This is a genomic window from Aquitalea sp. FG25, assembly GCF_057809375.1.
In genome coordinates this window covers 124,244-147,164 of record NZ_JBMDJV010000012.1, presented here as the reverse complement: position 1 = coordinate 147,164, position 22,921 = coordinate 124,244, and the positions used below count along the sequence as shown (strand labels likewise).

The window sequence follows — 22,921 nt, the reverse complement described above, 5'->3', positions numbered from 1 at the left end:
TCACGGGCCTCTGCATCATGTGACTTTTAAGAGGAACTGCACTTAGAACATCTATGCCTACTGATATGCGCTTCCTACGAATTCGTCTGCAATCGCACTGTAGCCATCCCAGTCTCCCTTGGCAACGGAATCGCTAAACGACAGTGCTTTGCAATCCTTCGGCACATCTGACACTGCAATAGATTTGATGATTGCATCTGGAACATTCTGGTAGACCCGATCCTTGTTGTCAGCAATGAACTTTAGATACTTACTATCTTTCGTTTGTTTAGCCTTCTGCGACCAACTAGTTACCTCGCGAGCCAACGATCTGTTGTGCCCTTTGATATAACCAACCGTGTAGCCAACAGAATAGATAGTTGCATCACATGTCTTTGCAGGGACAGCCAACAACTTTTCATCTTTCTTCCCCTTGATAGTGTAAAAAGCTACTTTGGAAGTTTTCTTACCATCCATTGCATTGCTCAGAGTAGTAGCTTTCTCAGATACTTCCTTGTATGTCTGAGTCATTTGAGCACAACCGGAAAGGAGAATAGCTACAACAAGTAAGAATTGGGACTTCATGGTGCCTCCTGTTAAGTTGCGACAAGTCTAAAATAAAAAACTTTAAGTGCAAGGCTGAACAAATTAGGATCCAAATCCTTTGCAGTTCCTTACACTTGACCTTTCCGAAAAATATGAGACATTAGTTGCACCTTTTCAAACAAACAGGAATTACATAATGACTACTAATGCCAATGATAAATCTAAGGCCCTAGCCGCAGCCCTCCAGCAAATTGAAAAGCAATTTGGTAAAGGGTCCATTATGAAAATGTCTGACAATAGTGTTCATCAAGGTCTTGAAGTAATTTCCTCTGGGTCATTGAGTCTTGACATTGCTCTCGGTGTTGGTGGTCTGCCGCGCGGCCGTGTCGTGGAAATCTACGGCCCGGAATCCTCCGGTAAAACCACGCTGTGTCTGCAGGCTGTGGCCGAAGCACAGAAGCTGGGCGGCACTTGCGCCTACATCGACGCGGAAAACGCGCTGGACCCGATCTACGCCCAGAAGCTGGGTGTCAAGGTGGAAGACCTGCTGATTTCCCAGCCGGATACCGGCGAGCAGGCACTGGAAATCTGCGACATGCTGGTACGCTCCAGCGGTGTTGATGTCATTGTGATCGACTCGGTAGCCGCCCTGGTGCCTAAGGCCGAAATCGAAGGCGAAATGGGCGACAGCCATGTTGGTCTGCAAGCCCGCCTGATGAGCCAGGCACTGCGCAAGCTGACCGCCAACATCAAGCGCACCAACACCCTGGTGATCTTCATCAACCAGATCCGCATGAAGATTGGCGTGATGTTCGGCAACCCAGAAACCACCACCGGTGGTAACGCGCTGAAGTTCTACGCCTCGGTGCGTCTGGACATCCGTCGGGTTGGCGGTATCAAGAAGGGTGACGAAGTCATCGGTAACGAAACCCGTGTGAAGGTTGTGAAGAATAAGGTAGCGCCTCCCTTCCGTCAGGCTGATTTTGAAGTTTTGTATGGGGCAGGCATCAGCCGAGAGGGTGAGGTCATCGAATTGGGTGTGAAGTACGGCTTCATCGAGAAGTCTGGTGCCTGGTATGCCTACAACGGACAGAAGATTGGACAGGGAAAAGACAACACAAGAGAGTGGTTGAAATCCAATCCGCAGGCATATTCAGAACTTGAGAAAAACATTCGCTCCAAAGCCGCACCGGTAGAGTTCAACCCTTCACTCGAAGAGCAGGAAGAAGTTCACGATCCTGATCAGGAATAACTAAATGACAAAGGGGCCGCATTGCGGCCCTTTTGACGTTTAGACAAGATGGCATTAAAGTAGAGATTCATATCCTGCACATTCGTGCATTTACCTACGACCTCGCACTTCCCTTGCCGTTTATCTACGGCCTTCAGTCTTCCTGGCCATCTTAGATTCATCACAATTGGCATCGATTACTCTATGCCATTACTCCCTATCTTGAATTTAACTTTAACACTAACCAATCGGCGCTTTCCTCGTTGAGGGACCGGCCGCTAAGGACTAACCATGACTATCGATACTATAACCTATGGCCATCATAGCTATCCGCTGGCTTTTAAGCTATCAGATGGGAGCTACTATGATGCCTATACGGGCGTATCGTTGCCCTTGCCCATCCGTGCTGTACTTAAAATTGATTCCAACACTTTAATGCTTGTGACTTTCAGAGATGGCGAGGTTGTATTCCATGGACTGAAAGCCTCAGCATACGAGTGTGCAAGAGAGGAAGTTTTGTGGGCACTCAAGCTGCTTGATGTATCGGTTTTCGAGGTGGTGCAGAATTCGGGTAGCACATTTGAGCACTACGAATTCCACAACACTGCTGAAGCGTTGGCTGGTGCCTTCAAGGGTTGGGCCCAATGGTATCTGCTCGATGTTGTGGGGTCCGTGCGCGACAACTTCTATGAATGTGCGTTCAGTCGCATTTCGACAGTGTTAGGGCTTAAAGAGACCCAGACATCAACTGATTCAAGGTACTTCGAACGCAAAGGCCTCTGTGACATCTTCCGAGATGCCGCCCTGGCATTGGAATAAAAAAGGCCCCACCTGGGGCCTTTTTTAATGCAACGTAGGACGTATGAAGGCGTCGTCCGTCTTGTGTGTCTTATCGTCAATGAACCTGTGAACCCACACCTTGAAGGCTTCCATCATCATGTCTGGAATCGTAAGTGTATCGATTACACTACCATCCAGAGCGACTGCGTAATCGCTTGTGTAGGCGCTAGTGAAGCCACATTGCTCAAATGTGACCCGATGTAGTATTCCCTTCATGCTCATGATCTGAATGGAGAGGAGAGCGTCCTGAAAAAGGAAGTTGTGTTCAAGAAGACGGTATGGTTCAACCCGGCCCATTGAAACTACCTGATCAACCTTGTTTCTCTTATGGATCTCTCTCGACAGGGTATGAGTAAGATCGTCCAGATCGGGCTCTTCTATCTTCAGGTCAATGGCTTTGCCATCCGGTGCCACCAGGCCGCACATCAGGAACAACTTCGTGACATAGCCCTGGTTCCAGTAAGTGACATCGGCTTCCGGGTCCATGGGTGCCAACCCCCGCATCGATTGCTGCTGGTGAATATTGACTGCGACACATTCAGTAAGGTGCTTGATGTCGAGTGGTCCCATGCTCCGTAGGCCGGATGCACTTTTCAGGTCGTCAACGATGTAGATGTTGAAGCGATTCTTAAAGAGTGCAGAGATTTTCTCCTCAATCACTTCGCAATCAAAACGTAGGTCGTTGAGTGGCGAACTGGAATAAATGATCACTGGAGCGAAAAGGGGGGTGACCATGTACTTCTCGCCGTTTTTCTCCCCTCTGAACACAGATGCCAAGTCCATGATGAGAGTGTCCAGATCAAAATCTCCTTGTTGGAAATGTTGATCTAGCCACGCCTCATTATCGTCACGGAGAACCTTCAGGACTTCAGCTTTCAAGTTGTTTTCCAATTCGTAACTCACAATTCCAAAGATTCGATTGCAGCAAGGATGTCTTGGCGAGTAACGGCAGCCTTTGCCGCTGCAGGGTTTTCCATTTTATCAGTCACGTAGCGCATGCCGGCCAGACGACTGGCTTCCGACAAGATGGCAACCACATTACCAATTGCTACGCTACCAATTTTGTCCACGATCCATGAGTCAGTGGCATTGCCTGCGATATCAATGCGAGAGTTGCTTCTCCAGTCTGCAACAGCGGCTGCGGTCTGGTCTTCGTTTGCTAGCTCAAACTTCACTTTCAAAGACAAGCGATTACCACCAATAACAGCTTCGTCCAGAACATCCCGGTCGTTGGTAGCGCCGATCACGAAGACATCAGTCATATTCGAACCGGCTCCATCCATCGCGGTCAGGAACTCATTAGTGAACGCAGCTGTGTTCGAGCCGATACGCTTGGCAAGCAGCATTTCACATTCGTCGATGAAGAGAACGCATGGGCGGTTAGCTGAAGCCTTTTCGAAAGTGGACCGGATCTTCTTGATGTCAGTCAGCAGCTCAGTGCCCGTAGTCGCGATGAAGTTCCAGCCGGCAGTCTTCGCAATGGACATGCCCCCTTGGGTTTTACCAGTGCGGGCCGGGCCGTAGAAAATAGCCCCGCGGCGCACTTCAATACCCATCGAGCTTAGTTCCTTAGCATTCACCATTCCGGAGACGATCCCCGTCAGGCTCTTTTTGACTTCGGCACTCATGGTCAGCTCGTCGATTGTCACTGCGCTGTCAGGAACCGTGCACATGTCGCCCTGGATGGTCTTCAATGCAGTCTTGAACATTTCATCCGTCACATAATTGCTTCCAGAATTTGCAACAACGGCAGCAATTTCCTTACTCAGGTTCGTGATACGTGCGGCGCTAAAACCATCCCAACGGCTGATGTAGTAATTGTATGCCTCAATTTCGAATTCAACTTCCGGTACAACCATCTTCGGGTTCATACGGCTGGCAAGGCGTTTGAACTCTTCGTTTACAACACGAGTAACGAGGCCCTTGCGTGCAACTTCGTCTGGAGCCGGCACGGTAATTTTGAAGTCAAAACGCCCGTCACGGGTTGCTGCTGTATCCATCTTGTCGAAACGGTTGGTAGCGCCGATCACAATCACGCCACGGTTTCGAATTTTGGTCAGCTGTGCAAGAGCCGAATTCACCAAATTCAAAGTATCGTCTGCTGCGGAACTCCCGGGTTGCAGGTCGTCTCGATTTTTCAAGACGGCGTCAATTTCGTCGATAAAGAACACGCAAGGGCTTTGCATTGCAGCGGAGGCGAACAGATCAACCAATCGCTCGGTGCCCTCGCCATTCCAACGGCTAGTAATGGTATCCATTGATGTGTAGATGAAGGGCAAGCGAAGTTCACCGGCCAGAGCTTCACCAAACATGGTTTTACCATTACCCGGTGTACCTACTAGCATGATGCCGTTTCGAGCACCGGACTGCCCAGCCTCGTAGCTTTCGAGAATGTCTTTGCCTTTGGCAAGCATGTCCTTTTTCAAGTCTTCCATACCAATGATGTCTTTGAACGAAATCTTGGCACGCTGTGCAGTAGCTTGCTTATAGCCATCACGAGAGGTGGTCATTTCGTAATCACCAGCATTGCGATGTGTAGAGCCTGCATTTTTCTTGGAAGGTGCCTCTTCATTGAATGCGGAAGTGCGTTGAGCTGCTTGCGCACGAACGTGACGGTTCGCTTCTTCCTTGCGGCGAGCAATCTCAGCCTGGTATGCACGCTGTTCACGAGCCATCTCTTCAATCTCCGGGTTCTTCACGCGGAGATAGTGGCCCATTCCAGCCAAAGTATTCCCAATTGCCATTGCGATGAAAGCCGGGGCAAGAATCAACGACATGGTGTCGTCAGCAATGTTTGAAATTCTTGCCAATTCGTACACCGACATTACAGCTGCAATGTCCGCACCCAGATGATGGAAGATATTCGATTTGGGGTCGATGGATGTAGATGTTTGGCCGATCATCAGAAAAATCAGGCCGCCCATAAAAATCCACCAAAGAGTGTGCGTAAGGCTCTCCACATGCTCCAAAGCTCCAGACTGAGCAAATAGCCACATAATTGCAGCGAGAGCCCAGAAATAGCCATACTCGCGGACCTTATGTTGCAAGGACAGCTTATCCATTGCAATTGGCATCGATTTGGATTGAGTATTCATGATTGATTCTTTCAATTAACAATTATTCTCGGCGCAGCGGCTTGAAAGAGAATATCTGTTATTGGGTTAATGTTTTTACTGTTGATCTCTTCAATCTTTAAAGCAATCTCTTGCTTTTGAGACAAGGTAACATTTTCTTTTACAGATGCAAGCCACTGGGATTTGTAGTGACCATGTTCATCTTTGAGGCGATCCGGGCTTACTTTGATCAGGTCGCATCCGGTGACTTGGGCACATACCTGAGTTGCGGCATCCTGGTCGCTTGATTGCCACGTCAGATTGTTAAAAATTCTGGGGATGATCATCAACCCTGTGAGCATGCAGAAAATCGTAACGGCATATTTGCGATAAAGGTCCATTTGCCTCTTCCTCTTCTATCCGGCAGTCCAATGTTGTGTGCAGCTTACCCCGCTGCTCAAAGAATGCAAGCCGGTTAATTTGCTAAAAGGGGGACTTACACCCCTTTTAGGCCGGAGTCTTTTCCTTGACGCAGAAGCACAATCTGTGTGTGAAAAAGTACAGAGGTGCTGGAATGTTCTTCAAACGGAAGAAGCGCGGAGCTGAGGAAGAAGCTAGCGCAGTCATAAAGGGAAGTACGAAGGTCCCGGATGGTGCGCCTTTGGTGGCCCTAGATGACGCAGCTGCACAGAAAGTTGCCTGGTTCGAACGGTATGGACAACCGACCGTTATGCAAAACCGGCTCTTCATCATTTCGTTGATGGTGGGGGCCGTTGCGATTGGTGAAGGGGTTGCGCTTTCTCAGGTATATCCCTTCGTAAAGCCGATTCCTTACATTGTTCGAGTGAACGATGATGGTAAGCCCGTGGGGCAGGTGGTCAAAGCGACTGATTTCTCGCCTGAGAAGAACGAGAAAATGTACTTCCTCAGTCAATTCTCTATCCAGCTGATGGAGATTGACAAAGCCAAGTCTGGTACAAACTTCCGAACACTTTCCCAGCAAGTGCTTCTAAAAGGCGCGATCGAGTTAAGTGACTTTAGATCGCAGACTCAACTGTTCACACGTCTTGCACAGACGCCCAATTTGACGCGAGTGGTAAAAGTCAAAACGGTGACAATGTTGCCAAGCACTTCTACGTACGAAGCGGCGCTGGTTCGTATAGCTACAGATGAGCAGGCCGAAGATAGTCAAGTGATTCACAAGGACTGGTTGCTTACTGTCCACTTCAAGGTCATCCCACCTTCGAAGGAAGACGAAATCTATCAGAACCCTATGGGCATTTACATCACGCATTTCGGCGTACAGGAAGATACAGCTTAATGAAATCCTTCAATCTCATTACTGCGGCACTGCTTAGTGGCTTTGTTCTGACTGGATTCAATTCCGCCGTCGCTGCGCCTGTTTCCGGCGCACAATCGTATGCAATGCCGGCCGAGCCGAAGCTGCAGGTTTTCAGCTTCGATCCCAATACTTCCTTCACGATTCTGTCGCGCCCCAATAGCGTCACCGACCTGGTGCTTGGGCCTGATGAAAAGCTAGTTGCACTTGCTGCTGGTGATACGGTTCAGTGGATCTTCAATAAGACAAGCGGCCATATCTTCATTAAGCCGTTGCGCTCAGATTTGTTTACCTCAGCAACGCTGGTTACCAGCAAACGTACCTACCAGTTGACATTGCGATCTGTACCAGAGCGTGCTTTCTGGTATCAGCGTGTGTCTTGGAACTATCCGGACGAAATGCTGCTGGAGGATTCATCCTTCGCAAAGTCTGTGAACGGTAATCAGACTGTTGCAGCTTCATTAACCGGCAACGAACGGCCATTCCCAGCTGAGAAGTCTACATACCAGCAGTCATCATCTGGCATTGGTACGGGAGTGTTGAGTTCCTCCAGTGCAAGACCAACGAAGGGTACTGGGGGCTACACAACGGGTGGCCAGAACATTACACCTGACAAATTCAATTACAACTACAAAGTGTCAGGCAGCGCAGAGTTCAAACCAGACATGGTTTTCGATGACGGTAAGTTCATCTGGATGCGTATCAAGGATAGTCAGGAATTGCCTGCGGTGTTTATGTATAACGCCGATGGCGATACTGAAATTGTCAACTGGGTAAAGAAAGGTAACTACCTAGTTGTGCAGCGCCTTGCTCCTGGCGTGCTGCTTAAGATTGGCAGTACGGAAGTCAAGGTGCTGAAGGACTACTGAAATGACGAAATGGGCAAACCTTAATTTCTTCAAAAAGCGCAACCAAGCAGGTCCGACCGTTGAGGAAATGGTAGAGAGAGAGGCACCGGTTGTAGCAACCGTTGTCGAGAAGCCGAAAATCCGAAAGTTTCCGAAGGGATTGATCATGATCCTCTTCGTTATTTTCTGCATTGTGCTTTTTTTCGGGACCTGGGCTAAGGGTCATGCTCGTCGTCTGGAGAAGGAAAAGAAGAAGTCGTCAGAAGACACAAGTAAGTACTCGCCCGAGTTCGCAGCAGAACAAAGAGGTCAGAACCTTGCAAGAATTAACAATCAGATCAAGGCTGATATTCGTGCCGCATCCGATCCGACAGCCCGTGTGGAGCAAAGCCCGAATTCCAACTATGCAGTTGCAACAGCAACCAATGGCAAGAAGAAGCCGAAATCTGGCGCAAGTGAACCATCAGGAAATGTGAAGTCACTTGAGAGTAAAACTACATTGCCACCCAATCCTGCCGGCTATTCATCACCTGGTGCATATGTGGGGCAGGGTGGATCTCCATCGCAATCTACCGGTTCGAAATCTGCAGTAGCTCCGGGTGCTGGCGGTAAGACTGGTGCCACTCCAACACCGATCTCGGATTCAAAGCCGGCTGAAAAACAATATGACGCAAACGGTAAAGAGTTGCCGCCTCCCCCGCCGTTGTCTGGTACGGCATATAACCCGAAGCCAATAACTGGAACTGGTGTAGCGCAGGGGAGTTCAAGCGCTGCCTTGAGGGGTTCCAATATCATGGTGTTCGATGAATCGAAAGGCTTGGCCGGCGGTAATTCAGCGGGTGTCAACGATATTTCGAGCGCTATCAAGGCTGCTAAGAAAGCAATGATTCAGAATGGTGCAAACCCCCTATCCACCGTGCTGGAAGGAGACTGATGTGTATAAGAAGTCCTTTTTGGTTGTAGCATTGCTAGCCGCGATTTGCACGGAATATGGTCAAGCAGCAAGCACTACTGATGCAGCGCTGGCAACGATGCTTCAGCAACTTCAATCTGCAAAAAGTGCTATGTCAACTGTAGGCCCTGGTAATTCATCACCCACAGGGGCCACTTCCAATGCGACGGCTACTCAAGCAGATGCAGATGCATTAAAGGGAAATTCTTCAACTCAGAAAAACAATGCCAGCGTCGTAAATGCAGCAAAGACAGCCGAACAGGCAAGTGAAGATAACCCTGCGAAAGCTCCGCAACTGTATATGGCTAAGTACGACGGTAAGTACCGACTTTTTCAAGGGACAATCATTCCTGGTGCTCTGACGACCGCTATCAATTCTGATCTAGGTGGTGCTGTTTCCGCAATCGTGACTGGGGACGTGTACGATAGTGTTGAAGGAACAAACTTGCTTATCCCGAAAGGGAGCAAGTTGATTGCTGATATCGGTAATGTGAAGGTTGGTCAAGAGCGGATGGGTGTTATCTTCAATCGTGTAATGTTTCCAAATGGAAACTACGTCATGCTGGGTGGTATGCAGGGCGGCGATGAAATGGGCAGAACAGGTCTTGATGCAGAGGTCAATAATCACATTCTGAAGATGCTGACCGCTGGCCTGGCGATGGCTTACATCACCTATAGAGTTGATAAGTCAACGACAAGTGGAACCACGGTAAGTTCTTCTTCCTCCTCTTCCACATCGCTTGAAACATCAGCCGGTAAAGAGTTGGAAACAATCACCAACAAGGTGCTTGACCGCTACACAAGCCTTAATCCAACCCTATTGGTTGAGGCTGGTACAAGAGTGAAAATTTTGCTCACAAAAGACATAACGATGGAGCCATACGTCGAGCAATAGCGATACTTAACAAAGCTGCCCTCTTCGGAGGGCTTTTTCATGTTTAGTTTACGAGAAGGGGGAGTTACTACCCTTTTACCCCGGGGTTGCGCATTTAGCACTTCGGTAGAGTTATTGACACAACACATATGGAGTTGGTCAATGAAACTCATAACCCGAGTGGTTCTTGCTGCATTTGCAGTAGGAGCACCCATTATTGCTCATGCGGCAATTACGTTTGACTATACGGCGAACGTTTCTGCGAAGCGAATGGAAGTGTTTGACAACGGTCGTCAAACCTATTTCCAAGTGCGTGATGGCACTCAAATCAAACAGGTTTATGCCGTACTCGAAGATGGTTCGAAAGTTCCGGTAAGCAAGGTAAGTGCGGATGAGCACTTGATCGGCTACAGCGGCATCTACAACGGACTGGAATTGCTGACGAACAAAGGCAAGATCGACATCAAATACGTCGGGCCAGCCCGAAACGTCACAGCCTTTGCAGTCCCCAATCTACTGCCGGCCTCCAGGGCAGCTGCAATTCCAGTTCTGCAAGAGGAGGTGGGGGGGGCTCGCGTAGACGTTGCTGAAATCAACTCCATCCGGCAAGAGATTTCCACTGAGTTCGGAACTGCGAAGCCAGCCGTACCTGTGCAGCAGGTTGCCAAAGCTCAAGAAAAAGATCTCTCTCCCATCCCGTTTGCGCGTGGCTCCTCCAAGTTGGGTTTCCGTGGTCGTCAGGCCGTCAAGGAAATTGCCGCTGAAGCCAAAAAGTCACCGGCTCAGCTGAACGTGGTGATCTTTGCTGACAGTGGCAAAGACATGGCCCAGTCGAAGGCTCGCGGAATTTCTGTGCGTGATGAACTCGCACGCCTCGGTGTTACCAACGTGAAGTTCTTGGACGGTGGTGTACAGAAATCCTGGGAAAGCACCCCGAAGATGGTAGCCCGACTTGTGGGTGGCCAGACTTTCGACAGTGTGCTTAGCGCTCAGCAAAGCAAGCCGGTTGATGTAGCACCTTCCTTTTCAGGCAAGACCGCTCAGGCTCCTCGCGAAATAGCCGCTCCTCAAAGCAACTTCAGCGCTCCCATTCGCCCGCGTGTGTCGGGTTATGCACTCAAAGTCGATGAAAGCGTGGCTCAGCAAGTTAAGGACGCACAGGCCGATGCTGAATACGACGGCAAGGTCCGAGACCTTACTGGCTTGCTCACATCAGGAACATTGAGTGCGACCGAATTCGACGCGGCCCGTAAGCGCCTGGCCGAAAAGCGTGATGCGACCAAGGCAGCAAATGCAGCTGAAGTCGCTCGGGCTGCGGCGAAGGTTGCTGAGGATCAGCAAATTCGCGCCGGTGGTGATGACGACATCGGTATGGCCCAGTCACCACAAACTCCAACTGGCAGTCTCTTCACGACGGTTGGCAGCCACGCCAAATCCCAAAACGCTGTCCGTGTAGAGAAGGGCAGCTATGAGAAGTCCTGGAAGATCCTCGCCACTGACAAGTCCGTCAAAGATCTTCTTACCCGTTGGGCTAATCAGGCCGGCTGGAATCTGGTCTGGGAGTACCAATCCGAGGTCTCGATCAATGCCCCCGCTGCGACGATCCATGGCCAGCTTCAGGATGCCGTGAACATGGTCCTGGCCAATCTGAAAAACACTGAATACGGCGTGCAGGCGACCTTCTACGAAGCAAACCGTACCGTACTGATCAGCGCAAAGGAATGACATGAATATGAAGATAGCCGCCATTGCTCTGGGCACCATTTTTGCAGCCACCTTGTCGGGTTGTGCCGCAACCAAAGGCGCTGAATTCAGTATTGCAGACGGGTCGAGCAAGGCTGATTCCCTCCTGAAGAAGAAAGAATCGACTGCAGGAGTCCTGAGCAACGTTGAGTTAAACAAGGGTCTATATCTGGGTGATCAGGAAATAAAACTGGCTCCGAAGTCTCTGCCGGCTATCTTCTATCAGAAGTTCCAGATGACATCTGCGAAGGGATCTATTACTCAGATCGCAGATAAGATGGCGCTCATGACAGGCTTCGACTTTACTGTTGAAGGCCTGGATATCTCGGCCACATCAGGCAATAACTCCAGTTCGACAAACTCGGCTGCTCAGTCCATAGGGCAGCAAGCATCCAGCTCGACTTCCTCTCAGTCCAAGGATGCATCAGTTATCTACATGAGCCCGTACGAAGGTACGCTGAAAGGCTACCTGGACTCTGTAGCGAGCAAGGCAAATTGCAGCTGGCGTTTCGACGAAGGCCGCGTGAAGTTCTTCACGGTTGAAACAATCGCATACCAAATCGACACCCTGCCGGGCACGATTGGTTCTACTTTCTCTGTGGGCGCAACGGGCGGCGGTTCTTCTTCCAGCTCAAGCTCCAGTTCCAGCTCTGCTTCGACCACCAACAATTCCACAGCTACTTCTACGATCGATCCGTGGACCAGCCTCATTGCATCTGTGAGAGCTGCACTGACATCTCGCGGCAAGGCTGAGCAATCACCGGCAAGTAATACTTTGTTGGTGACAGACACCCCTGAAGTTCAAAAGCGAGTAGCGAAGCTGGTCAAAGACTTCAACATGAACCTGTCCAAGCGGGTAGACCTGTACGTGAAGGTTTATTCGGTGCAACTGGCGAAGGGTGATAGCTACGGCATTAACTGGAACACTGTCTACACCTGGCTTGCAAACAAGTCCACGATCAAGCTGACCACTGCAACTTCGTCAAGCAGCACTTCTACAAACAGCCTGTCCTTCACAGCTGCAGGTAGTGGGCCATGGTCTGGTTCCGAAGCAGTTATGAAAGCACTGTCCACGCAGGGTGATGTTTCGGAGGTTACTTCGGTACATGTGTCTCCCATGTCAAACCGTACTGCGCCTGTATTTGTGGGTAATCAGATTTCATACATCTCCAGTTCGCAGACAACGACCTCCACTTCAACCAGTTCCACTTCCTTCACTCAATCCACGCTGAATACCGGATTCACGTTAACCCTGACACCGACCATTTTCGGCAAAAACAGAGTGGGCCTGCGATATGGCATGGACCTGGCCGACTTGGTGTCGTTGACGCAGGTGTCTTCGAGTGATGGCTCTGCAATCGTGCAAAACCCGAACCTCGCTCACCGCAGCATGTTTGAAGACACCGTCGTACACAACGGCGAAACCTTAGTAATTGCCGGGTTCGACCAAAACCACAATGACTCAACTCGTCAAGGTGTTGGCGCACCTACCTTCTGGGGTGCCGGTGGATCGCTCACGGCTGATAAAAACCGAAACCAAATTGTGGTTGTTATCTCCTCGTATATCCACTGAGTAGCTGACATGACGACCCAAGTTTATGAAGTGGGGAAAGCGTACCTAGCGACAGGCTTACTGTGGCAGGTCGAGAAAACGAGCGGGCCCAAGAACGCTAAAGCTGCAGTAAAGCAGATTTTGGCACAAGGCTATGAATCACACGACGATTCATCGGGTTCGTATGCCAAAGAAATCCCTGTAGATAGCCACATCGTAAGAAGCATCGATGACTACGTACAAGTGGGTTTTGCAAACCTCGGGAAATTGGCTGGTAAAGCAATCTCACTTGCAGCTGCAGTAGACCAGTTGTATCAGGCAGAAGGAAATCTTAACTGGGCTGTTTTGGGCAAGTTAGCTGAGGGTCAATACTGGTTCGCGTCAAGTATGGGCGGTGTTATTACGCCTGATTCGGACTTGGTTGGTTCTAAAGAAGTAATCCTCACTGCGTTCAGCAAGGCCAGCGTCAAGACAAAGTTAAACGTGGCTGTATATGCAGACGCGGACTTCTTTATCGAAGGTGCTCAACCTTTTGATTTCGATGATGTGGTTGCGAAGATTAAAGGGAAAATTGCTCGGCTTTCGGTAATTAAGTCGAAATCTGTTCGTGTTGGTCCGGCTCCATTTCTAGTGATTGGCGCTTTGATCCTGGCCGCAGGTGGCTATGGGGCTTACGACTGGTATCAGCAAAAGCTTCAGGCAGAACAATTCGAAATAGACCAAGAAAATATGCGGAAGGCTGCGGAACAACGACGATTGGCGGCAATGCGTTCAAAGCCTCCAGTGCGTGTTGAAAAAGGCTTCATTTCTGCCGCAGATTTCATTGATGGATGTTTGTCTACTCAACCCCAAGGTGTAATCGACGCTGGCGGCTGGAAATCTGAAGAGGTCGTTTGTGATAACGCTGGTCTCAAGGCAGTTTTCACACGAAAAGACCAGATTGCAACGGTTGGAAACCTGCTTGCCGTTATACCGCAGGCTCAAGTCGAGTTGAGTGGGGACCGTGCAACTCTTTCCTACAAAATCAACTTCAAAAAGTCAGATCAAAGAGTCGATGTGGTGCCAAAGGCTGTAATGCTTGAACGGCTCATTAATCCACTTCAACTGCTTGGCATGAAGGTAAAGGTTGATCAAACGCGTGAACCGCCTCCGCCACCTCCTCGTCAGGGTGAAAAAAATCAACCTGTACCTCCAGTGCCGTCAAAGAACAAACAGCATTTCAGTATTTCAGGAGATGGGTACGTTGGAAATCTAAGGCCAGTATTAAGTGCTATTCCTGGCCTGACCATCTTGTCCATCAAAATGAATGATCTGAGCAAGATCGAGATCGAAGGGGACGTTAATGTTCAACCGTAAAAAAACCTACCTGGCAGTTACTGCATTCGTTATAGGTTCTGTAGCTTGCGCTGCAACCATCCCCGCAATTAGTGGGAAAAAGCCAGCCTCTGCACCTGTGGAAGAATATAAACCGGGCATAAAGCAGACGCCGGCAGTAAAACCCCCTGTAGTCGAGAAAAGTAACTTTGCTGCGGCCGGCGCTTCATTGCCTGTAAAAGTAAAACCAACTGGAGCAAGTTCTGCTGTTGCTCCTTCGAAAGCTACAACACCGGCAAAAGCAGCTGTCGCTGTACCGACGCCCATAGCGGTCGCTAATAAAGATCTGCCACCATATCCGCCGATGGCACCATGGGCCACAGATGAAAAGGCCAACAAAGAGGTTGCTACGATTATCCGTGAGACTAACGTAGTTGATCGTCAATTGAGCCTGGCAAAAAAGCGAAAGGAACTTTCGGATTTAACACAAGCAAGTGGTGTTGATGGTATGACCGTTGATTCCATTGGTGAATTTAATAGCAAGAAATTCGCCGATCTAAAAATGTCTGGTGATCAAGTAATCACTGTAAAGATTGGAGACAACCTTGAGGACGGCGCAAAGGTTGTAGCTATCAACCGTAGTGATGTTGTCATTCTTAAAAACGGTCGTCGCATGGTTATCCGAATGAATAAGGCAGTGCTCACATCTACGCAGACCACAACCAATGGTATGCCGATGATGAACATGCGTTAAGGAGCAATCATGCCGCATCGTTCTACTGTCAGTCAGTTGCCGCCGGAAATGGTAAAAGAAGTACTCGCATCGATTCCTCAAGAAATGCGTGTACATCTGCAGGTTACCGAGAAGGGTTTGATCTGCACAGAGCAGGGGAAAAACCAAATTGAGGTTCAGTCATACATCAAACGACTGAAAATGAAGTTTAGCATTGAAGACTATGTTGTAACTACCGAGGACTTTCGTAAGCACTCGGAGACGCACGCTGTAGAAGTACGTCAGTCAATAACTGAACTTGATGGAAACAACGAGAAGTCAGAAGTAAACGATATCATCGCATTAGGCGTAAAGCGTGATGCTTCTGACTTCCATTTCAAGGTTGATGAGGTCAGAGGAACGGGTGAAATTACCTTCCGGGTAATGGGTGATCTGGATCAACATCCAGTAAAGTCATTCAGTTCGCAGGTCGGTGTCGAGTTGATGCGGACAATGTATATAGCGATGTCGGACGCTTCTGATTCGACGTTTGATATTACAAAGCCTGGTGATGGATCGATTGACCGAAAATATCTTCCTGACGAACTGTATGGTATTCGTCTTGCACACGGTCCGATCCTTAATGGACATTACCTTGTAGGTCGCTTTCTTTATAAAGGGACTAGCAAGACTTTTGAAGCTCTTGGTTATCACCAAACTCAGCAGCGCGACCTAAAGCATTTGTTGACACTCCCGATCGGGATCATTCTTTTTGCCGGTGGTACTGGCTCAGGTAAATCGACAACGCTGGCGTGCGCACTTGAAGAGGTATACGCATATCACAGCGGTAGAGTAAATATTTTGACTGTTGAAGATCCGGTTGAATTCATCATTGCTTCAGCAAAGCAAATGATTGCAAAAGGTGAAGGTAGCAATCGCGCTCAAGCCTATGCGCAATCGGTAAAGGCAATGATGCGTATGGACCCGGATGTTGCCATGATTTCCGAACTTCGCGATCTCGAATCGGTGATGAGCGCTGTAAATCTTTCGCTTACTGGTCACCAAGTGTGGTCAACCATTCACGCGTTTGACACACCGTCGATTATTCCCCGTCTTGAACTGATTGGTGTAAACAGGGATTTGGTCTGTGACGACAAGATGATTCCTGGAATGATCGCCCAACGTCTGATTAAGGTCCTGTGTAGTAACTGCTCGGTCCCATGGGATGAATACCATGGCTCTGATAAGGCAGATATAACTCGGATTCTTGCAATGGCGGAGGGTGTTCAACATACGGAATATATTGACCCAGCGCAGCTCCGATTTGCAAACCCAGAAGGTTGCAACTGCTGCCGTGGTGGCTACCGTGGTCGTGAAGTAGTCGCTGAAGTTGTCGTAACGAATGAAGACTTCATGAGTCTCGCAAAAGTCAACGACAAAGCAGGTATGAGGCGGTACATGCGTGAGAACGGTATTTTGACTCAGCATGCTCATGCGAGAACAAAACTTGCTGAAGGTATTGTTGACTATCGCGATGTCGTTTTCACTCTTGGTCCCGTATATCAAGACATTCCAGAAATTACAAGAAAAATGCGAACAGGAGTGCGTTGATGAATAAAAAATTCGAAGATGCATTTGCCAAAATGCTGTTCGGGGCAGGGGAGCGAATCGACTTATATGATTCTATTGCAGACTTTTTGGCTTCGATGAACCTGAGTAAAGCGGTAGAAAAATACCGGCACCAGTTGATCATGCAGAAGGTGAGTAAGTCTGATGCAAAATTCATTGTGGTCAATGATATTTATAGAAAACTTGAGAAGGGCGCAACACTTGCCGCTGCAATGCAGCAATGGATTCCACCATTGGAGTTCACAATCTTAAGGTCAATGGAAGATGCAGGCAAACTTGCTGATGGCCTTTCGACTGTAGTCAAGTTTATCGAGGAGTCTGGAAACCTTCGCGCTGAGTGGGTGGGTGCGGTTGCATATCCCGCATTTCTGATGCTGGGCATTTTGGGGCTATTTTATATCTACGGAACGCAAGTATTCCCGCAGATATCTGGGATGGTTCCTGTCGAAAAATGGGAAGCCTCTGGACAGCATTTATACGCAATTGCCCATTTCGTTGCTGAATACTGGTACTTACTGGTGCTTTTTGCCGTTGTGTTCGCGGTGTTGGTGGTCATATCCTTGCCTTACTACACCGGATCGCTTCGAAAATATCTTGACAAGCTCCCGCCGTGGTCGTTTTACAAGATGGACATGGCGATGGCTTTTGTTGCTTCTCTCATCTCATTGATGAAGACCGATAAAAACCAGCTGGACGTTGTGCAAGACTTGGCGAATCAAGGCACGCCTTATTCAAAAATTATGCTAAGGCCTGTAGTTAGAGCTTTGAATTCCGGTAAACCCCTGGGTGAAGCTTTAAACATGACGGGTAACGAGTTTCCGGATGTGAAACTCATTATGTTGATCATGCTTCATGACGGCAGTTCCACTTTGGTTACCAAATTTCCTGCGCAATACAAGCGTTGGACCGAAGGTAAAGCAAAGACCGTCAAGAAAATGAGCAAAGTCATCGGGTTGCTTGGAATGGTCGCAACGGCAGGTGTAATGATGACCGTAACTTTAATTATGAGTGGCATTACCTCAACAATCGGTACTGTCATGCAACAACTCAACTAAGCGAGGGAAAGATGGAAATCAAGAATCAAATGGATAAGGCCCAAAAGGGTGCTTCCCTGACGGAATTCATGCTTTATAGCGTGGTTGCTTTGGCTGTGCTGATCGGTGCGGTGATGATGTATGCCAGTTCCAAGTCGAGCAGCAACGTGACTACTACTCAGCGAGAGTTGAGTGGTATCCGTACCGGCCTAAATTCTTTGCGTGGTGTTCAACCCGATTATTCGACTATCACCATGTCGCAACTCAGCAGCTACAAGTCCATTCCGTCGAATTTGACTGTTTCGGGTAGTACTGCAACATCGCAAACCGGTGTGACCTACGCCCTGGGCACCATGACCACTACCGCTGATATTCAGGTGACGATGCCCTACGATATCTGCACAAAAGTCTTGACTGCAATGGACAGCTCCTGGACAACCGTTGGCACTCTGACGCCTCCTATTAGTACTACCAACGCTGCTGCCAAGTGCGGTACTTCTGGCTCGACCACAATCGATTTTGTTTTCAGTAACTAAGTATTTTACAGGCGCAGGCATTTTTGCTTGCGCCTGTGAACTTGAGAGTGTAAATATGTTAAAGAATTACCAACGGGGTGCGTCCCTGATGGGAATTTTGCTGTATAGTGTTTTTGCACTTAGCGTGCTTACGGCTCTGTGATGATGTATACATCAAGCGAGTCGGATAGTACCGCGTCTCAGGCTAAAAAATACCTGAACGGAATTCGTGTTGGAATGAGTTCCCTTCTTGGTCTTCAGGCTGATTATTCGACCGTTACAGGCTCTGCATTGGGCGGCTCGAAATCCTTACCCTCTGATATGTCCTTATCAGGTGAAACTGCAACATCGACAACCGATGTTACGTTCACAGTTGATTTATCCACGCCAACAGCTTCCGTTATTACTGTATGCATGCCCTCTGACACATGTCCGAAGGTAATGTTGGCTGCGGAGACTTCATGGACTTCTGTTGGTGGCTACACACCGGCGGTATCTTCTAGCAATGCAGCATCGAAATGCGGAACGTCAGGTTCCGTGAGTATTGATTTTTCATTCATGTAATTTTTTGGAGGGCTAGTCATGTGGCCATTGTTCGTTGCCGGATTCCTGTCAATGGTCATTTTCGGCTATATGTTCAATGGCACGGAATCTACCGTGCCGCCTCACTCGACTCTTTATTCGTCCTGTGAGCAGACTTCGTCTTGCCTGGATGCAACGGCAAGTCCGTATGTATCGACTTCCTATAAGACTATTGTTCTTAACTTGACTGTGTATCTTGCGCAGCTTAAGTATTACATGGCAAACAACACACTTACGGCCAGCACTCAGATTTATCCGGAGCAATCTGTTGCTGTATCGACTGTAATGCCTGGTGTGACATACAGTCCTCTCAGTTGTAATAGTGCTTCATGCTTTAAGGCATACGTTGGCTCGGACGGTGCTACTGTCTTTGTGACTGCGGAAACTGCCTCTGGTATTACCTTAACGCCCTCAATGATCGAAAGGGTAGGAGCTGGGTCAATCTGGGGTGGGGTAAAGCATGGTAGTTATCTTTACACCGTGAACGGTACATATTCATTCAGTTTTCCGTCTTACATTGCGGATGGAAAAACGGTTATAGTAATTTCCCAAAAATCAAGCTAAACAACTTGTACTCATGGTTAGCTTTGTGTATATTGAAGACTCATTTGATGCTTTGCATCAAAGCCCTTCGTGGCATGTTTCACCTGTCGTCTTCGTGCGACTAACGAGCTGACGTTTCAGCATCTACCAGTTTTTTTAAACGGTCTCTTTTTGAGACTTCTTAAGGCTCCTACCCTTTCGGGTACGGGCCTTTTTTGCATTTTGGGGGCTTTAAAATGGAATTTACCCGCAAACTTAACGGTTCGATTGTGCATCATATTATTCTTGATGGCCGAGTCATCATCGTTTCCGTTAAACCTGCATAACTTTTACCTTAACCCACCCGGGTCCATTCCCGGTTGGGAATGGACTCTCTTTCTTCTGGAGAGCACCATGAAAAAAACCTTCGGTCTGCTGTTGGGCGTTTCCCTTGTTTCTGTTGTTTGCAACCCGGTAGGCATCGTGGCTTGCGCCATGTCCGCTTACGGTTACCGCAAGGCAACTGTTTAACACCTGGCCCCCTCTGTGGGGCTGGAAACCAAAGTCACTTCAAGAGGTGTCTTCGGTTTCTAGCCCCATGGAGTTCATTATGTTGATTCGTCTGACTGCCCTTATCGCTTCCATTTTGTTGTTCATCTTGGCTGCATACGGTAGTTCCATGCATGCTCCTGCAGGGAATTGCTTTGTTGCATCGATTCTGATGGCTGCAACTGCGTACTTCGCACCTGGAATGGTCCGTGATATCTAACCACCCTCGGGTGGTTTCTAAAGCACCGATGCTTCAGAAACCATCTTTGCCCCGCATCGTTAGATGCACTTGACCTGTTGACATATGTAGTCAACTTACGCCCTGGCATTTGCTAGGGCGTTTTTTTTAACCCTTGCGGGCCCTCCCGCTGGGTGGTCCGTAAAACTGAAGGAGACTTCATGCGAGCCACTCGGATAAACGACAGAGAGGCATACCTGCGTGCATCAATCCGGAACTTACGTACTTCGTTGGCAGACATCCAAGATGCTGACCGGGCTGAGCATGTCAAACGAAATATCGATCAAATGAGTCAGCAGTTGAATGACATCTATGATCGCCGTGGTATGTGTGAGCCTGTTTACTTAGTGGTGCCCTATGCAGAGAGAGCGCAAGTTTCGATGCTGGGGGCGCAACTGGACAAGGCGCGAGGGAAGTGGTTTGTTCCGCCCTTTAAGAATCTGGTGCCATTCCGGCGTTGGATAAAGTCGTAACAGTCAGCCTAACCATTGGCTCTTTAAGACCACGAAGCCCGGCAAACGCCGGGTTTTTTCATTTCGTTGGTCAATAGGGGGAGTTACATGGGTTTCTTGGTCGGACTTCTGTTTGACGCTAAAGCAAAATTGTGTGATGGAACTATCCCGAAGAGACTTTTTGAAGGTAGGTGCAGTAGCTGCAACGCTTCCCTTCATCTTGCCCCTTGATTCGTTTGCTGCGGACTTTTGGTCCGAGCCCCGATCGCTACACATTATTAATTCCCGGACGAAAGAGGAGGTACGTGCAACGTACTTTGCGGATGGGAAACTGATTCCTGAGGAGTACGTGAAGATCTGTCATGTGATGCGTGACACCCATGTCGGCATGACTGTTCAGATGGACGTGGTTCTCCTTGATATTTTGCGCGGCATCCAAGGATGGTTCGGTGCCTATGGCCAAGATCGGCCTATCCATCTGAACAGCGGATATCGTTCCCCTCAGACGAATGCAGCTGAGGGAGGTGCGCGAAACTCCTGGCATATGCGTGGTGCTGCGGCTGACATTGTTATACCTGGTGTCCCGGTTGATTATTTGACAAGGCTTGCACTCTACCTGCAAGGCGGTGGTGTCGGGATTTATCGAGACAAAGGTTTCATTCATGTTGATAGAGGTAGATTGCGTACATGGCGCGGGTAATTAAAAGCACTTTTTCCTTCATTTTTTTCATGGGCCTGGCATCAGTGGCGAATGCTGCAGTGACGCCAGCTGTGCTTGGCCTTGGCTCTGGCCAGTCTTCAAATCAGACAGCCAAAAATCCGCTGAAGAATGAAGGCTTGCCTGCGCCTGATGGGCTTGATCTGATGGGAACTCAGAAGGGTAAATCTGCACCTGCTACGCAGGCCGGGGGGAAGCAAGCACCTTCTCAAGTGCAAATGCCCGCAGTTCTGACGCCGAGCGCAGATCCAAAGGCTGTTGCAGGTGTTGGGCAGGCTCAACAAGTTGTGAAGGATCAATCAAGTGTCACTTCTCGTCCACCACCGAAGCCAAAACTGAAATGGCGCACCAAAAGGCAGGGACGGGCTCTCTATTCGATCACATCGGGCCAGCCTTTTGCACAGGTCACGCTCTTTACTGGTACTTGTCCGCGGGGGAAGCTTGTGGATTTCCAGCAAATTGCTATTGATCGAGGTGTGCTGACCAAGCGAAATAAGGCCGTTCATACGGCATACGCAACAACTGAAGATGGTGGCAGATTGTTTGCATGCTGGTATCTCGACCGTCAATCAGGACTCATCCGCTTGATGACTGAGTCTGGCTTTGGCGAAGAGTTTGCAAAAGAGCAGTTGGACTACGCTCGTTAGGTAACATGAATGGCTTACTCAAGATCACGAATCCTAAGGGCTATACACTGCTCAGAAATTGATTTGCGCTATCAGGCAATACACGAGATAGCAACAGATGCAGTTTACGGCTATGAGGTTCTGGTTCGCTGGCAGCACCCCCAGCAAGGCGAACTATCACCTGCATCTTTTATTGAACAGGTCGAAAATGATCCTGGTCTTGAGTTGCGCTTGCTAAGATACACAATTTCTAAAATTGCTGCCTTTCGGCAGGCGCAAAAATTTATGCCGACTGGTCCTGTGTTTAGTGTGAATATCTCGCTGAACCTGCTTAAGTCGAAATTGTTTTATAGATATTTGCGCCGGAAATTTGCGCAAGGAACAACCCTAACCTGGCTCATCTTAGAGATTGTAGAGCGTGGAGAAGTAATGACAGGCGTAGCGCCGTATGATCCTGTTGCCGTCTTGAGGATGTACGGAATTAAATTCCTACTGGATGACTTTGGGACCGGTACGTCCAGTTGGTTTCATCTCGTCACCTTTGACGTTGATGGCATCAAGATCGACAGGTCATTTGTAGGGCTTCTTGGCACGCCCAAAGGTGATGCGATAGTGAGATCAATGATCTCAACCGCAAATGAATTGGGTATATCTGTTACCGCAGAAGGCGTGGAAACAGCAGATCAATTATCAACACTAAGGGCGCTGCCTGGCGTCTTGTATTGGCAAGGATTCCTGAGTGGCAGACCTATGAAGGAGTCTGCACTGGTTGGTGCAATTTTGAACTCTTCCGTCATTTCTGCATAGGCTCGTAAACAATAGCGACTTGCCTTTGTCTCATTTCCTCATTTTGTCGAATGATCTGGCTTTCCATCCCCTTTACCTCAAATGCAGCAATGGTTGTAACCGATTTAAATTGGTACTCCCTCCCTTCGAACTTAACCTTATCAAATATTTGTGCGTCGAAGTAACGGCCGATTACCTTGCCAAAGGAATCAGTTTCACCCTGAACTTCCGTTTTATTCGTTCCATTACCCATGTAACTCCCCTTTTAGTGCGCCGTAAGAAAGATT

General features: G+C 48.8%; 22 protein-coding genes. 17 read left to right on the top strand and 5 right to left on the bottom strand.

Going from position 1 to position 22,921, the window contains the following annotated elements:
- Positions 1–57: 57 nt before the first annotated feature.
- Entirely contained in the window at positions 58–564 is a 507-nt protein-coding gene (locus tag ACODR9_RS12720; protein WP_488809690.1) for a hypothetical protein, read from the bottom strand.
- Between the two features lie 157 nt (positions 565–721).
- Between ACODR9_RS12720 and recA the strand changes: the two genes are divergently transcribed.
- Positions 722–1,777 (top strand): recombinase RecA, encoded by a 1,056-nt coding sequence (gene recA, locus ACODR9_RS12715; protein ID WP_488809710.1) that lies wholly within the window; start codon positions 722–724, stop codon positions 1,775–1,777.
- Positions 1,778–2,047: 270 nt separating this feature from the next.
- Entirely contained in the window at positions 2,048–2,575 is a 528-nt protein-coding gene (locus tag ACODR9_RS12710) for a hypothetical protein (protein WP_488809689.1), read from the top strand.
- A 24-nt stretch (positions 2,576–2,599) separates the two neighbouring features.
- On the opposite strand, the gene ACODR9_RS12705 is transcribed toward ACODR9_RS12710, so the two are convergent.
- Genes ACODR9_RS12705 through ACODR9_RS12695 form a run of 3 tightly spaced genes read right to left on the bottom strand, consistent with a single transcriptional unit; the run spans position 2,600 to position 6,050 of the window.
- Positions 2,600–3,475, bottom strand: coding sequence for a hypothetical protein (locus tag ACODR9_RS12705; protein ID WP_488809688.1), 876 nt, complete (start codon positions 3,473–3,475; stop codon positions 2,600–2,602).
- 20 nt (positions 3,476–3,495) lie between these two features.
- The gene (locus ACODR9_RS12700) at positions 3,496–5,691 is read right to left on the bottom strand and encodes an AAA family ATPase (protein ID WP_488809686.1); all 2,196 of its coding nucleotides are present in this window, start codon (positions 5,689–5,691) and stop codon (positions 3,496–3,498) included.
- An 11-nt stretch (positions 5,692–5,702) separates the two neighbouring features.
- A complete protein-coding gene (locus ACODR9_RS12695) occupies positions 5,703–6,050 on the bottom strand; it encodes a hypothetical protein (protein WP_488809685.1) in 348 nt (115 codons plus the stop codon).
- Between the two features lie 125 nt (positions 6,051–6,175).
- On the opposite strand from ACODR9_RS12695, the gene ACODR9_RS12690 reads away from it, so the two are divergent.
- From ACODR9_RS12690 to ACODR9_RS12620, 15 genes are all read left to right on the top strand, one after another.
- Entirely contained in the window at positions 6,176–6,970 is a 795-nt protein-coding gene (locus ACODR9_RS12690; RefSeq protein WP_488809684.1) for a VirB8/TrbF family protein, read from the top strand.
- Positions 6,970–7,857 carry a TrbG/VirB9 family P-type conjugative transfer protein gene (locus tag ACODR9_RS12685; RefSeq protein ID WP_488809683.1) on the top strand — a complete coding sequence of 296 codons (888 nt, stop codon included), beginning with the start codon at positions 6,970–6,972 and terminating at the stop codon, positions 7,855–7,857. The genes ACODR9_RS12690 and ACODR9_RS12685 overlap by 1 nt, the downstream gene beginning before the upstream one ends.
- Position 7,858: 1 nt before the next feature.
- A complete protein-coding gene (locus ACODR9_RS12680) occupies positions 7,859–8,770 on the top strand; it encodes a hypothetical protein (protein WP_488809682.1) in 912 nt (303 codons plus the stop codon).
- Position 8,771: 1 nt separating this feature from the next.
- Positions 8,772–9,683, top strand: a complete 912-nt coding sequence (locus tag ACODR9_RS12675) for a TraB/TrbI/VirB10 family type IV secretion system protein (RefSeq protein ID WP_488809681.1) — start codon at positions 8,772–8,774, stop codon at positions 9,681–9,683.
- Positions 9,684–9,824: 141 nt separating this feature from the next.
- Entirely contained in the window at positions 9,825–11,387 is a 1,563-nt protein-coding gene (locus ACODR9_RS12670; RefSeq protein ID WP_488809680.1) for a TcpQ domain-containing protein, read from the top strand.
- Position 11,388: 1 nt separating this feature from the next.
- The gene (locus ACODR9_RS12665; protein ID WP_488809679.1) at positions 11,389–12,978 is read left to right on the top strand and encodes a hypothetical protein; all 1,590 of its coding nucleotides are present in this window, start codon (positions 11,389–11,391) and stop codon (positions 12,976–12,978) included.
- 9 nt (positions 12,979–12,987) lie between these two features.
- On the top strand, positions 12,988–14,313 hold the full coding sequence (pilO2, locus tag ACODR9_RS12660; protein WP_488809678.1) for a type 4b pilus protein PilO2: 1,326 nt from the start codon (positions 12,988–12,990) through the stop codon (positions 14,311–14,313).
- A complete protein-coding gene (locus ACODR9_RS12655) occupies positions 14,300–15,025 on the top strand; it encodes a hypothetical protein (protein ID WP_488809677.1) in 726 nt (241 codons plus the stop codon). Before pilO2 ends, ACODR9_RS12655 begins: the two co-directional genes overlap by 14 nt.
- A 9-nt stretch (positions 15,026–15,034) precedes the next feature.
- Entirely contained in the window at positions 15,035–16,594 is a 1,560-nt protein-coding gene (locus ACODR9_RS12650) for a GspE/PulE family protein (RefSeq protein WP_488809676.1), read from the top strand.
- Positions 16,594–17,667: a type II secretion system F family protein gene (locus tag ACODR9_RS12645; RefSeq protein WP_488809675.1), complete on the top strand. Its 1,074-nt coding sequence runs from the start codon at positions 16,594–16,596 to the stop codon at positions 17,665–17,667. The genes ACODR9_RS12650 and ACODR9_RS12645 overlap by 1 nt, the downstream gene beginning before the upstream one ends.
- Positions 17,668–17,678: 11 nt before the next feature.
- Positions 17,679–18,182, top strand: a complete 504-nt coding sequence (locus tag ACODR9_RS12640) for a hypothetical protein (protein ID WP_488809674.1) — start codon at positions 17,679–17,681, stop codon at positions 18,180–18,182.
- A gap of 2,031 nt (positions 18,183–20,213) precedes the next feature.
- Positions 20,214–20,525, top strand: a complete 312-nt coding sequence (locus ACODR9_RS12635; protein WP_488809673.1) for a DUF5710 domain-containing protein — start codon at positions 20,214–20,216, stop codon at positions 20,523–20,525.
- A gap of 136 nt (positions 20,526–20,661) precedes the next feature.
- Positions 20,662–21,204 (top strand): YcbK family protein, encoded by a 543-nt coding sequence (locus ACODR9_RS12630; protein ID WP_488809672.1) that lies wholly within the window; start codon positions 20,662–20,664, stop codon positions 21,202–21,204.
- Complete coding sequence (locus tag ACODR9_RS12625) at positions 21,192–21,869, top strand: hypothetical protein (RefSeq protein ID WP_488809670.1); 678 nt, start codon at positions 21,192–21,194, stop codon at positions 21,867–21,869. Before ACODR9_RS12630 ends, ACODR9_RS12625 begins: the two co-directional genes overlap by 13 nt.
- Before the next feature lie 9 nt (positions 21,870–21,878).
- On the top strand, positions 21,879–22,655 hold the full coding sequence (locus ACODR9_RS12620) for an EAL domain-containing protein (protein ID WP_488809669.1): 777 nt from the start codon (positions 21,879–21,881) through the stop codon (positions 22,653–22,655).
- Here ACODR9_RS12620 and ACODR9_RS12615 read toward each other — a convergent pair.
- Complete coding sequence (locus ACODR9_RS12615; RefSeq protein ID WP_488809668.1) at positions 22,642–22,887, bottom strand: hypothetical protein; 246 nt, start codon at positions 22,885–22,887, stop codon at positions 22,642–22,644. The genes ACODR9_RS12620 and ACODR9_RS12615 overlap by 14 nt on opposite strands.
- Between the last annotated feature and the right edge of the window lie 34 nt (positions 22,888–22,921).